Source organism: Mycobacterium sp. 1245111.1 (assembly GCF_001673405.1).
Lineage (GTDB): Bacteria > Actinomycetota > Actinomycetes > Mycobacteriales > Mycobacteriaceae > Mycobacterium.
Window position 1 is genome coordinate 1 of sequence record NZ_LZLV01000037.1, and the last position, 13,110, is coordinate 13,110.

At 65.4% G+C, this 13,110-nt stretch carries 11 protein-coding genes; 7 read left to right on the forward strand and 4 right to left on the reverse strand.

Annotated features, from left to right (window positions below; genetic code table 11):
* The 3 genes from A5658_RS07765 to A5658_RS07775 form a co-directional block, all read left to right on the forward strand.
* Positions 1 to 1,644: HAD-IC family P-type ATPase (locus tag A5658_RS07765; RefSeq protein WP_067332880.1), on the forward strand; the 1,644-nt coding region annotated here is incomplete at its 5' end.
* Between the two features lie 219 nt (positions 1,645 to 1,863).
* The gene (locus tag A5658_RS07770; protein ID WP_231997247.1) at positions 1,864 to 2,199 is read left to right on the forward strand and encodes a hypothetical protein; all 336 of its coding nucleotides are present in this window, start codon (positions 1,864 to 1,866) and stop codon (positions 2,197 to 2,199) included.
* 8 nt (positions 2,200 to 2,207) lie between these two features.
* The gene (locus A5658_RS07775) at positions 2,208 to 3,638 is read left to right on the forward strand and encodes a bifunctional lysylphosphatidylglycerol flippase/synthetase MprF (RefSeq protein ID WP_067332889.1); all 1,431 of its coding nucleotides are present in this window, start codon (positions 2,208 to 2,210) and stop codon (positions 3,636 to 3,638) included.
* On the opposite strand, the gene A5658_RS07780 is transcribed toward A5658_RS07775, so the two are convergent.
* Positions 3,628 to 4,290, reverse strand: a complete 663-nt coding sequence (locus A5658_RS07780) for a hypothetical protein (protein WP_067332882.1) — start codon at positions 4,288 to 4,290, stop codon at positions 3,628 to 3,630. The two genes, A5658_RS07775 and A5658_RS07780, sit on opposite strands and share 11 nt — an antisense overlap.
* A gap of 213 nt (positions 4,291 to 4,503) precedes the next feature.
* Between A5658_RS07780 and A5658_RS07785 the strand changes: the two genes are divergently transcribed.
* Positions 4,504 to 5,352: a universal stress protein gene (locus A5658_RS07785; protein ID WP_197503076.1), complete on the forward strand. Its 849-nt coding sequence runs from the start codon at positions 4,504 to 4,506 to the stop codon at positions 5,350 to 5,352.
* 18 nt (positions 5,353 to 5,370) lie between these two features.
* Here the strand turns inward: A5658_RS07785 and A5658_RS07790 are convergent, their stop codons facing one another.
* Both A5658_RS07790 and pruA read right to left on the reverse strand, forming a co-directional pair.
* A complete protein-coding gene (locus tag A5658_RS07790; protein ID WP_067332884.1) occupies positions 5,371 to 6,333 on the reverse strand; it encodes a proline dehydrogenase family protein in 963 nt (320 codons plus the stop codon).
* Entirely contained in the window at positions 6,333 to 8,003 is a 1,671-nt protein-coding gene (pruA, locus tag A5658_RS07795; protein WP_067332885.1) for an L-glutamate gamma-semialdehyde dehydrogenase, read from the reverse strand. Before pruA ends, A5658_RS07790 begins: the two co-directional genes overlap by 1 nt.
* 82 nt (positions 8,004 to 8,085) lie before the next feature.
* Here pruA and A5658_RS07800 point away from each other — a divergent pair, with 82 nt between their 5' ends.
* Positions 8,086 to 9,657 carry a CdaR family transcriptional regulator gene (locus A5658_RS07800; protein WP_067332886.1) on the forward strand — a complete coding sequence of 524 codons (1,572 nt, stop codon included), beginning with the start codon at positions 8,086 to 8,088 and terminating at the stop codon, positions 9,655 to 9,657.
* Between the two features lie 87 nt (positions 9,658 to 9,744).
* A complete protein-coding gene (locus A5658_RS07805; protein ID WP_067332887.1) occupies positions 9,745 to 10,548 on the forward strand; it encodes a Stf0 family sulfotransferase in 804 nt (267 codons plus the stop codon).
* On the opposite strand, the gene A5658_RS07810 is transcribed toward A5658_RS07805, so the two are convergent.
* Positions 10,509 to 11,771 (reverse strand): alpha/beta hydrolase, encoded by a 1,263-nt coding sequence (locus A5658_RS07810; RefSeq protein ID WP_231997248.1) that lies wholly within the window; start codon positions 11,769 to 11,771, stop codon positions 10,509 to 10,511. The genes A5658_RS07805 and A5658_RS07810 overlap by 40 nt on opposite strands.
* Before the next feature lie 101 nt (positions 11,772 to 11,872).
* Between A5658_RS07810 and A5658_RS07815 the strand changes: the two genes are divergently transcribed.
* The coding region (locus tag A5658_RS07815) for a 13E12 repeat family protein (protein WP_082993017.1) at positions 11,873 to 13,110 on the forward strand (1,238 nt) is incomplete at its 3' end.

The following is a 13,110-nucleotide window of genomic DNA, read 5'->3' on the forward strand; positions in this document are numbered from 1 at the left end:
CCGATGGTGCCCGAGGGCCTGGTGCTGATGACGTCGATTGCCTTTGCCGTCGGTGTCGTTCGCCTGGGACGGCGTCGATGTCTTGTCCAGGAGCTTCCGGCCATCGAGGGCCTGGCCCGAGTCAACGTCGTGTGTGCCGACAAGACCGGCACACTGACAGAGAACCGCATGCAGGTTGCCGGCTTGCGTCGACTTGACTCGGGCGTCGCCCTCGACACGATCATCGACGTGTTGGCATCGATGGCCGCACACGACGCCCACCCCAACGCCAGCATGCAGGCTCTGGCTGAGACCTACGACGAACCGCCAGATTGGACCGTCACCGCCACGGCGCCGTTCAAGTCAGCGACCAAATGGAGCGGCATATCCTTTGACATGCACGGCAATTGGGTTCTCGGCGCCCCGGATGTGCTGCAGGATGCCGCCTCTGATGCTGCAGCGCAGGCCGAAGCCGCAGGCTCGCAAGGATTGCGGGTGTTGCTCGTCGGAGCCAGCTCTCTTTCGGTCGACCACCCCGAGGCGCCCGGCCGCGTTACACCGGCCGCGTTGATCATGTTGCAGCAGAAGGTTCGTCCAGATGCGGGTGCGGCATTGAAATACTTTGCCGATCAGAATGTTTCGGTGAAGGTCATTTCCGGAGACAACGCGGCCTCAGTGGGCGCGGTGGCGTCACTGGTCGGCCTCGGCGGGCAGTCATGTGACGCACGAACGTTGCCCGCCGACCTCGACGCACTGGCCGAAAAAGTAGACGAGTACACCAGTTTCGGCAGAGTGCGCCCAGACCAGAAGCGAGCCATGGTGCGTGCCTTACAGCATCGCGGCCACACAGTCGCGATGACCGGCGACGGCGTGAACGATGTACTGGCACTCAAAGACGCTGACGTCGGAGTCGCGATGGGCGCGGGAAGCCCCGCCACACGCAGTGTCGCGCAGATTGTGTTGCTGGACAACAAGTTTGCCACGTTACCTTACGTCGTGAGCGAAGGGCGCCGGGTGATCGGCAATATCGAGCGGGTGGCCAACCTGTTCCTGACCAAGACCGTCTACTCCGCGCTACTGGCTCTGCTTACCGGGATCTGCGGTATCGCCGCGAAATGGTTGGGCATCCGGTCGCTGATGTTCCCGTTCGAGCCCATACAGGTCACTATCGCCGCGTGGTTCACTATCGGCATCCCAGCATTCATCCTGTCTCTTGCCCCCAACACCGAACAAGCGCAACCCGGCTTCGTTCGCCGGGTAGTGACGGCTGCGGTGCCGAACGGCGCGGTCGCCGGCGTCGCGACTTTCGCGTGCTATCTGCTGGCATCGCGAGGGGAGACGGCAACCGCGACTCAGCAACAGCAAGCATCGACCTCGGCGCTGATCACTCTGCTGGTGATCGCGGTGTGGGTGCTGGCGATCGTCGCTCGCCCCTATACCTGGTGGAAGATGGCGTTGGTCGCGCTGTCCGGCGGCGCCTATCTGGTGATCGTGAGCAGTCCCTTCGCGCAGAAGAACTTCATGCTCGACCCGTCGAACATCGCGCTGACCGCCGCCGCACTGGCGATCGGCGCCCTCGGTGCCGCCGTCGTCGAAGCACTGTGGTGGATTCGCGCCTCGGCGGGCGGGGCGACGCCACACCTGTGGCACGAGTCAGCCGCCTGATCGCAGGTCGCGAAGACGAACGACCCCGTGGCACCGGGACTTCCGGCCCTTTTCGGCCACCACCGCAGAATGGTCGGATACCGGTATGGCCCGAAAGTTCGCTGGAGGTAACCGATGAGCCTCACTGACCAGCCGCAGATGAGAACACGTGCTTTCGCACGAGTGCTTGGCCCCTTAGTCGTCATCGTGTGCGCTGCAGCGGCAGCGCGGACGACTGAGATGTATTCGCTCACATCGGATCTCGCCGCAAACTCGATGTGGGCGTGGGTGTTCGGTCCGTTTGTGCTGCTGGGCGGTCTGGTCATTGTCGCGCTCCACCCGTACTGGCGCGGCCTGGCCGCCGTCGTGGTGTCCGTGCTGGGCTGGCTGGTGGTGTTGCGCGGCCTGTTGCTGCTGGCCTTTCCGGCGACTTTCATCTCCGTCGCCCGCTCGGTCATCGATCAAGGTGATCTGTGGCGGGGACTGTGCATCGTCTGCGCTGCGTTCGGCGTGTATCTGAGCTACATCGGCTGGATGCCGTTGGCCGACCCGACGGTCCCGCGGCAGGCCACGTGAAAACTGCGATGAACGACCCGGCCAGGGTCGCCGTCGGGGATCGGGTGGTGCTCGATTCCGATTCGCTCTATGCCCGTCGAATCGGGCGGTCAGCCTTGTTCGCCGGCTCAGCGGTGATAATTCTGGACGTCACGCGTTACCACTACGCACCCGGTGTGACCACGGCCAGCGCACTGGCGTGGCCCCTGACGTTGTCAGTGGCTGTGATATTGGCCGCCCGCGGGATCTTGCTGGGCCGGTCCATAACGGTCGGCCATGCAACGGCGTCGGTGGCGGTGGTGGCGACCGGCCTGGTCATGCACGTGCTGTCGTTCCCGTTGCTCGGCGACGGACTTGTCGCCGGCGCGGGGGTGGTACTGACCTGGCCGGTGTCATCGCGGCGGGATCCCACCGCGTTGTCGCGGGTGTGGACGCTGATCGAAGCCACTCAGGGCGATCCGCTCGCCCCTTTCGCGATGCAGGCAATGAAGAGCTATTACTTCAACGCCGACGGCTCCGCGGCCATCGCGTATTGCGTGCGTCTCGGTCTCGCGGTGGTCAGCGGCGATCCCGTCGGCCAGTCTAGCCAATTCCCGCAGCTTGCCAGTGATTTCGCGGCGATGTGCCGTCGGCACGGCTGGCGTGTCGTGGTGTTGGGTTGCGGTGAGCAATGGGTGACGCTGTGGCGGGATCGCGCCGTGACCGGCCAATCGTTGCGTGCGATACCGATCGGGCGCGACGTGGTCGTCGATGTGAGCCACTTCGAGATGGCGGGCCGCAAGTACCGCAACCTTCGCCAGGCTGTGCAACGCACTCGTAATGCCGGCATCGCCACCGAAGTCGTCGACGAGCAACACCTCGACGACGCGCTCGCCGACGAGCTGGCCGAGGTGCTGTACGCGTCGCACCGCGGAGCCCGTGTCCAACGCGGTTTTTCGATGATTCTCGATAGCGCTCTCGAGGGCCGCTACCCCGGTATCCGACTGATCGTCGCTCGCGACAGTTCCGGTCGCGTGCAAGGCTTTCAGCGCTACGCGACCGCCGGCGGTGGCACCGATGTGACCCTTGACGTGCCATGGCGACGACCGGGCGCGCCCAACGGCATCGACGAAAGAATGACCGTCGACATGATCGAGCACTGTAAAGCCCTGGGCGGCCAACGACTTTCGCTGGCATTCGGTGCGTTTCCGGAAATCTTCGACAGCAAGAACCGCAGCTTCATCGACGGCGTGTACTACCTATTGATCCACCTCGGCCACTCGTTTATCAAGCTGGAATCGCTCTACCGCTACCTTCGCAAGTTCAATGCGTTCGACCAACGGCGCTACGTCATGCTCGCTTGGGGCCAGATTCCGGTCGCACTGCTGGTGCTGCTGTCGCTGGAATTCGCGCCCCGCCCACGGAGATATCCCAACCGGCAACGGCGTCAGGTGCGTGGCGGTCTCGGTGTTAGTACGTGAAACCCACTGTCGCGAAATCATTGCTCTGTTGCTGCACACGGCCTTTGATGTGCAGCAACACCTTCCGGATCAGCAGAGCGATCGCGGGCCTCGCGAGTTCGACGGCGACCACCTCACCGGGGCGCCGCAAGCCGACTCGTGCCCGTGCCAACAGTCGCGTGTGAGTCGCCCAGTGTGGCTGCAGCTGAAATGACCACACCACGTTCGCCAGGTTGGGCGAGATGGCTCTCAGCACGATGTCACGTTCGGACGTGATCGCCTCTACCCGCAACGCCAGCCCGTCTCGCAACCCCATCCACCCATCGGGCTTGAGGCGCGGCGTATCTCCCACGGTCAGCGGTTTCCATTCCGGACCGCCCCCTTCGGATTCCTGTACCTGCAGACCGGCCACATTCTCCAATGCGCGTCGGGTGTCGCGACCGCCACGCCCCTGCCCCATGCGCAGCAGCAACGGCCAGATGACCGCCGGTGGTGAATCGATCCATATCGCTTCTGTCACCTGGATGACCGGCTCGCCGAGCATCTCGTCGCCCGGCAAGCGCGCCTTGCATTCTCCTTTGGTAGTGCCCCAGTTGCGGTAATAGCGGCGTGCCGCATAAAGCAGCCCTACCACCACAGCGGCCTTGGTCATCCGATTCGACGCACCCATCATGACGCCAGTCTGCGTACCTACGCGGTCTTGCGGGAGGGGCTTTGGTCCTCGGTGCCACGCCCTTGAAGCCACTCGCGCGAGCGCGCCCGGCGGACCGGGCGAAAAAGGGAACAAAGGCCTTCGAGCGAGGACCAACTCCTCCTGATCCGTGGACCAGCCCGCAATAGCGTTATTGACAGCGAATTTTCACGACACCGAGACATGGGAGTACTGATGCTGGACACCTTTCCGCCCAAGTCAGTGGTCGTCGGTATCGACGGCTCGCAAGCCGCTATCCGGGCCGCGTTGTGGGCGGTCGACGAAGTGGCCGACACCGATATCCCGCTGCGACTGCTCTACATCAGAGACTTGAGTGTGGGCGCCGGTCAGGCCGAAATTCGCGCGGCCTTCGATGCCGGCGAGAAAGCGGTGTACGCCGCGTACGACGCCGTCAACGCGATGGGCAAAACGGTGAAGCTCGAGATGGAGATCGTCGAGGGTCGTCCGGTGCCGATGCTGATCCAAGCCTCGAAGTCGACCCCGTTGATCTGCGTCGGCGACACCGGAGTGGGGCGATCGTCGCCCGCCGGATTCGGCTCGACCGCAACCGAGTTGATCCGATCCGCGCATTGCTCGGTCGCCGTCATCCGTGGCCCTTCCGACGCCGGATCCCACCGGGAGCGGGAGGTGGTGGCATATGTCGTCGGGGCGCTGGACGATGAGTTCGCCGTCGAGCGTGGCTTCGAGGAGGCCGAACGCCGAGCAGCTCCGCTGGTCTTGATGATGGCATGGCGGTGCGGGTTGGATGACCTCCAAGACGACGCCGCACTCAACGAGCAGGAGCGCAGCAGGCACGCGGTGCTAGATCGCTACGCCGCGGTCTGGAGTCCACGCTATCCGCGCGTAACCGTGCGCACGGTGGTCGAGTATGGTCCGTTCCTCAACTACCTCACCGACCATGCGGATTCGACGCAGGTGGTCGTCGTCGGAGCCACCCAGGCTCATGAATTGCGGCAGCTGATCAGCCCGGCCGCCGATCCGGCGCTGCGCCACAGCGATTTCGCCTTGGTCGTCGCACGCTGAACTCAACACCGTCGACCGTCACCGCTCGGCGAGTGCCCGCATGAAAAACGTCAAGTTGGCCGGTCGCTCGGCCAGTCGCCGCATGAAATAGCCGTACCACTGGGTGCCGAATGGCACATAGACCCGAATCCGATCGCCATGATCAGCCAGCCGTCGCTGTTCGACATCGCGGACGCCGTACAGCATCTGGTACTCGAAATCAGCTGCGTCACGGCCCGTTTCGCGGGCCAACGCGGGAACGGCGTCAATGATCGCCGGGTCGTGCGACGCCACCATCGGATACCCGGGCCCGGACATCAGTAGCCGCAGGCAGCGCAGGTAGGCGGCGGTCACCGCGGCGGCATCCCGATGGGCCACCGATGCCGGCTCGTCGTAGGCCCCCTTGCACAGCCGGACCCTGGCACCGGAAGCGGCGAACTGCTCGCAGTCACCCGGCGTGCGCCACAGATAGGCCTGCAGCACCACGCCCAGCCACGGAAAGTCGGTGCGCAGCTCGGCGGCGATCGACAGCGTGGAATCGGTGGTGGTGTGATCTTCGGCGTCCAGCGTCACCCACGCGCCGATCCGGTCGGCCCGCTCGCAGATGCGCTGGGCGTGCGCGAGCGCGATCTTTTCGCCGTCGCAATCCAGCGCCTGCCCGAGTGCGGACAGTTTCAGCGAGACCTCCAGGGGCCGTACGCCGTCACCGGTGGCATCAGATCGGGCGCTCAGCGCGTCGAGCAGATGCAGATAGGCGGTCGCGGTGGCGTCGGCGCCGCCCACGTCGGTGACCTGCTCGCCGAGGTAGTCGACACTGACCAGCCGACCCGAATCACGCAGGGCTGCAACGCTGTCCAGCACGCTTGACAGCGTCGCACCAGGTACGAACCTATGGACGACTCTGCGGGCGACCGGTAGCCGTTCGGCGGTGTGCTGCAACCCGTGCGACCGGCTGGCGGCCAGAATCGCCGGTCGCAGCGTCTTGGTGAACAGACCGGACATCACTGGGGCTCATCGGGGCGACCCGCTGCGCCCGGCTTCGCCGCGGGCGCCATGTGGGGATATACGTGATCGGTTGGGGGAACGAAGGTTTCCTTGATCGAGCGGGCGGACGTCCAGCGCAACAGGTTCTGCGCCGAGCCGGCCTTGTCGTTGGTGCCCGAGCCGCGGGAACCGCCGAACGGTTGACGGCCCACCACGGCCCCGGTCGGCTTGTCGTTGACGTAGAAGTTGCCCGCCGCGAACCGAAGCCGGTTCTGCGCGGTGAGTACCGCGGCGCGGTCGTCGGCGATCACGGCGCCGGTCAACGCGTACCGCGATCCGGTGTCGATGACGTCGAGCACCCGGTCGAATTGGTTGTCCGGGTAGACATACACCGACAGCAGCGGCCCGAAGTACTCGGTGGCGAAGGACTCGTCGGTCGGGTCGTCCGACAGCAGCACCGTCGGCCGGACGAAATAGCCTTCGCTGTCGTCGTATTCGCCGCCGACGGCGATCGTGACCCCGGGCGCGCCTTTCGCGCGCTCGATGGCGGCGACGTTCTTGGCGAACGCCCGCCGGTCGATCAGCGCGCCACCGAAGTTGGTCAGGTCGGCGATGTCGCCGAATGGCAATTCGGCGGTGGCAGCTAGAAAATCGTCGCCCATTCGCTGCCATACCGAGTGGGCGACGAACGCCCGCGATGCCGCCGAGCACTTTTGGCCCTGGTAGTCGAATGCGCCACGAATCAGTGCGGTGCGCAGCACGTCCGGCCGCGCCGAACTGTGCGCCAGCACAAAGTCTTTGCCGCCAGTCTCCCCCACTAGTCGCGGATAGCTGTGATAGCGCTCGATGTTCGCGCCGACCTGCTGCCACAGGTGCTGGAAGGTCGCCGTCGACCCGGTGAAGTGGATACCGGCCAGCCGTGGATCCGCCAGTGCCACTTCCGATACCGCGTAGCCGTCGCCGGTGACCAGATTGATCACGCCCGGCGGCAGTCCGGCCGCCTCGAGCAGTTGCATGGTCAGATACGCGGACAACGTCTGCGTCACCGAGGGCTTCCACACCACGGTGTTTCCCATCAACGCCGGCGCGGTAGGAAGATTGGCCGCAATCGAGGTGAAGTTGAATGGGGTTATCGCGTAGACGAATCCATCCAACGGGCGGTAGTCGGTGCGATTCCATTCACCGCGGGTGCTCAGCGGCTGCTGCGCGAGGATCTGACGCGCGAAGTCGACGTTGAATCGCCAGAAATCCGCCGTCTCGCATGAGGCGTCGATCTCGGCTTGATACGCGGTTTTGGATTGCCCCAACATGGTCGCCGCGGCGATCTTCTCCCGCCACGGTCCGGCCAGTAGATCGGCGGCCCTCAAAAATATCGCCGCGCGTTCGTCGAACGGGGTTGCGGCCCAGTCGGTTCGGGCCAGGGAGGCCGCTTGCACAGCGGCCGCGGCGTCGCGGTGCTGGGCGTTGGTGAGCGTACCCAGCTTCAGCGAGTATCGGTGCGGGGCGGCGACATCGATCTTTTCGCCGTCGCCCATCCGATGCGTGCCACCGATGACGTGCGGCAGGTCGATCGGATGATCGGCGATCTGCGCGAGCGCGATCTGCAGTCGGGCCCGTTCGGGCGAGTTCGGCGCGTAGTCGTGGATGGGTTCGTTGCTTGGCTGCGGAACATCGGTGACAGCGTCCATGTCTCAGGATCTCAGTGTGGCCGCTGTGTCGTCTTGGCCGATCGGACAGCATTCGAGCAATCGACTAGTAGAATCGTACAACGTGAGGACCGTCGGTGTGGGACTCGGACAACTGCTCTTAGCCCTGGACACGACCGTGGCAAGGCTGATCGAGGCGCCGCGCGGTCTCGACCTCCCGGTCGCCTCGGTCGCGTTGATCGACGCCGACGATGTACGGCTCGGAATGGGCCGGGGCGCGGACTCCGCAGACATCTTCTTCCTGCTCGGGGTGCCCGACTCGGAGGGACAACAGTGGATCGACACTGGCCCCGCCCCGGTGGCGATCTTCGCCAAGGGACCGTCCGCTGAGCTGGTCGCGCGCGCGGTCGCCGCCGGAACGGCGGTGGTGGCGGTCGATCCGCGGGCCCGCTGGGAGCGGCTGTATCGGCTGGTCGACCACGTCCTGGAGCACCACGGCGACGCCGAGAACGATTCCGGCACGGACTTGTTCGGGCTCGCACAATCACTGGCCGACCGAATTCACGGCATGGTCAGCATCGAAGACGAGCAATCCCACGTGCTGGCTTATTCGGCGTCCAACGACGAGGCCGACGATTTGCGGCGGCTCTCGATCCTGGGTCGCGCCGGGCCGCCCGAACATCTCAGGTGGATCGGCCAGTGGGGCATCTTCGACGCGCTGCGCGCCGGCGGCGACGTGGTCCGCGTCGCCGAGCGACCGGAGTTGGGACTGCGGCCGCGACTGGCGGTCGGCATTCATCAGCCGGGCTTCGATGCCCGTCGCGCACCGGGTTTCGCGGGTTGCATCTGGGTGCAGCAGGGGTCTAGGCCACTGGCCGACGACGCGGAGGAGATACTGCGCGGGGCCGCGGTGCTGGCGGCCCGCATCATGTCCCGGCTGAGCGCCAAGCCGTCGACACATGTCTTGCGGGTGCAGCAATTGCTCGGACTCACCGAGAGCGGGCCGGTCGACGTGGACGCGATCGCGCGCGAGCTGGGTGTCGCGGCCGCCGGACAGGGCGCGTTGGTCGCCTTTGACAATCCAGGCCGACATGATCGGCTTGCCGACATTTTGGCACTGAGCGCCAATGCTTTTCGCGCTGACGCCCAGATCGGCTGGCGCGGGTCACGGGTGTACGTGTTGTTCCCGCAGACCAGCAAGCGGTCCTCGCTGCAGTCGTGGATTCGCGGCACGATCGGCGGGCTGCGGACCGAACTCGGCCTGCAGCTGCGGGCGGTGATCGCCGTGCCGATTGCGGGGCTGGCCGGCCTGCCGGCGGTAAGGGAGGAACTCGATCGCGTGCTGGATAGTGCTGAGCGCCATCCAGATTCGTTCGCCGCGGTGACATCGCTGGCCGACGCCCGGACCACCGTCCTGCTCGACGAGATCGTCACGATGGTCGGCGCCGAGGAGCGACTGGTGGACCCGCGGGTCCACGAGTTACAGGCCCGCGACCCGGCGCTGGTTCAGACGCTGCGGGTGTACCTGGATGAATTCGGCGACGTCGCATCCGCGGCGCGACAGTTGCATGTGCACCCCAACACCGTGCGCTACCGGATCCGGCGAATAGAGACGATGCTCGGCACATCGTTGGCCGATCCCGATGTCCGCCTGCTGCTTTCGCTGGGGGTGCGGGTGATCGAGCGGGTCTCGTGAGTGGGCGCGAAAATCGCGCAACGTTTTTGTTCACCGTGACGGTAATTGGAAGAGTGGCAACAATTTTCCGTCAGCTAAGCTGCGCAGGTGACAGATCACCCGTCGGCATACCTGGTGCTGGCTTCCCAGCGAAGCGGCAGCACCCTGCTGGTCGAGTCGTTGCGTGCGACGGGCGTCGCGGGTGAACCGCAGGAGTTTTTCCAGTACCTCCCGACCACTAGCCAGTCGCCGCAACCACGCGAATGGTTCGCCGGCGTCGACGACGACTCGATTCTGAGCCTGCTCGATCCGCTGGACGCGGGCAAACCCGACCTGGCCCCGCCGGAGATCTGGCGTGACTACATCCGCACCGTCGGGCGGACACCGAACGGCATTTGGGGCGGCAAGCTGATGTGGAACCAGACGCCGCTGCTGCTGGACCGAGCCGCCGGATTACCCGATCGATCGGGTGCGGGGTTGCTGTCTGCGATCCGCGATGTCGTCGGCCAGGACCCGTTGCTGGTGTACGTCTACCGGCCGGACGTGGTGTCACAGGCCGTGTCGTTTTGGCGGGCGGTGCAGACCCGGGTCTGGCGCGGCCGCCCCGATCCCGTTCGGGATGCGCGCGCCACGTATCACGCCGGCGCCATCGCCCACGTCATCACGATGCTGCGTAGTCAGGAACAGGGCTGGCGCAACTGGTTCGCCGAAGAAGAGGTTTCGCCGCTGGAGATTCCATATCCGGTGTTGTGGCGCAACCTGACTCAGGTTGTCGGCGACATCCTTGAGTCGTTGGGGCTCGATCGGCGGCTTGCGCCGGAGCCGGTGCTGGAGCGTCAAGCGGACAAGCGGTCCGATGAATGGGTCGACCGCTACCGCGAAGACGCCGAGAGGGACGGACTGCCGCTATGACTCTTGGCGTAGATCTCGGCAAGAAACTGCTCGACGGCCACCGCGGCATTGGCGGCGCGGGCCGACCCGAAGATGTCAAAAGCGTGCTGCGCGAAGGGTAATTCGGCGTACGCGACGGGCTCACGGCTGACTTCACGCAGTCGCGTGCTGAATGCCCGCCCCTGCTCGACGGGTATCAACGAGTCGTTGGTGCCGTGCATCACGAAAAACGGTGGGGCGTCGGGCGATACGTAGCTGATCGGCGAGGCGATCCGGAACGCCTCCGCTATATCACGACGTCCCAGCTTGAACACATACTTGCCGAGCATCGGCGCCATCATTGGATGGACCGCTTCCTGGTGGTTGAAATCGTAGAGACCGTAAAACGGGACCGCTGCCCGCACACTGGTGTCGGCGTCCTCGAAGCCGGGTTGGAATTGCGGGTCGTTCGCGGTGAGCGCGGCCAGTGAGCTCAGGTGGCCGCCGGCTGAGCCGCCGGTGATCGCCACCCAGTCCGGGTCCCCGCCGAACTCGGCGATGTGTTCCTTGGTCCACGCCAAAGCCCGCTTGACGTCGACGATCTGGTCCGGCCACGTGGAGCGAGGGCTGAGCCGATAGTTGATCGCGACGCACACCCAGCCCAATTCGGCCAGGTGACTCATCAACGGATATGCCTGTTGCCGTTTGCTTCCCACCATCCAGGCGCCGCCGGGAACCTGTAGCAGCACCGGTGCCTTGCCGCCGCGGTCGAGGTCGGGTCGCCGCCAGATATCGAGGTGATTCCGCGTGCCGTGCTCGCCGTAGGCGATGTCGGTGTCGTGCGCGTAGTCGCCGTAGATCCGCGCCATCCTGACCACGCCCGGCGATTTCGCGGTGCCCGCGCCGGCCGGTCGCTTCCACAGGTCTGTGGAGTCTGTGCGACGGTCGGAGCCCAGCGCCGCGTCGAGGGCGGCTTTGAGCGGTTGGTCGGCCTGGTGGCCGATCCGGTTCAGACCTAGCAGGCCAAGCCAGGACAGCCCCGACACCAACCAGCTGAACCAGCGCATCTTCGGCGACAGCGTGCGGGTGATCGCGGCTAGCAACGTCGCCTGCCCGGCGATCAGTTGCAGTGGCAGTTCCGTAGCGAACACGCCAAAGCTGAACGCGTACATGGACAGATAGCCACGCTTGCTCAACGGCCGATAGCCGTTGGCGGTAACGGTGAGTCCGGCCAGCGAAGCGAATGCGACTGCGAATTTCCTCACGGCCACCACTTAACCACAGGCCTGGTTAGTCACTGAAACCACTTGTGTCACTTCGGTTTCACGGTCCGAAACTTGTCGGTCTCCGTGGTTATCATTCGAACATGCGTTCTAGTAGTCGTGAGGAGATCGTCGAGGTGCTCGACGGTCTTCGCGCGTACGTCAAACGCACGCAGGATCTGACGTTCGATGCGCTGACCACGCCCGAGCGGCTGAACGTGCTGGAAAGCCTGGAGGTTGTCCGGCGCCAGCTTCCGGCCGCCGAGCACGCGTTGATCAACGAGCTGGCCGGTGAGGAGCCGGCGGTGCTCGGCGGCAAGCTGCCCGCGGTGTTGGCGAACCGGTTACGGATCAGCCGCGCCGAGGCGTCACGGCGGGTGCACGAGGCGGCGGATCTGGGTGAGCGGCTCGCGTTGAACGGTGAGGTTCTGCCGCCAGCGCTGGAGGCCACCGCGGCCGCGCAGCGCACCGGCGAGCTGGGCGCCGGGCATGTCACGGTGATCCGCTCGTTTTGGCAACGGGTACCGGATTTCGTCGACATCGAGACCCGCGTTCGGGCCGAGGCGCAACTGGCCCGGTTGGGTCGCGAGCACCGCCCCGACGAGCTGGCCAAGCTAGCCGACAAGCTGATGGACTGCCTCAACCCCGACGGCGACTTCAGCGACGTCGACCGCGCCAAACGCCGCGGCCTGACGATTGGCCGCCAAGACCTCGACGGGATGAGCCCGATCAATGGCTGGCTGACCCCCGAAGCTCGCGCCACCCTCGACGCCGTGTTCGCCAAGCTGGCCGCACCAGGCATGTGCAACCCCGACGATGAAACCCCTTGCGTCAGTGGCACACCGTCACAGCCGGCCATCCAGGGTGACACCCGCACCGCATCGCAGCGCACCCACGACGCCCTGCTCGCCGCCGGGCGCGCGCTGCTGGCCTCCGGCGACCTGGGCCAACACAACGGATTGCCCACCTCGATCATCGTCACCACCACGCTGCAGGAGCTGGAGAAGGGCGCTGGGCGTGGCCTGACCGCTGGCGGCACCCTGCTGCCGATGTCCGATGTCATCCGACTCGCCTCGCACGCCCATCACTACCTGGCAATCTTCGACCACGGCAAAGCCCTGGCGCTGTATCACACCAAACGCCTCGCCTCACCAGCCCAGCGAATCATGTTGCACGCCAGGGACCGTGGCTGCACCTTCCCCAGCTGCGATGTGTCGGGCTATCAGTGCGAAGTCCACCACGACGACCCCTACCGAACCAACCCCATCAGCGACGTCAACCACATGACCCTGACCTGTCACCCCAACCACGCCATGACCGAACAAGGCTGGACCACCCGCAA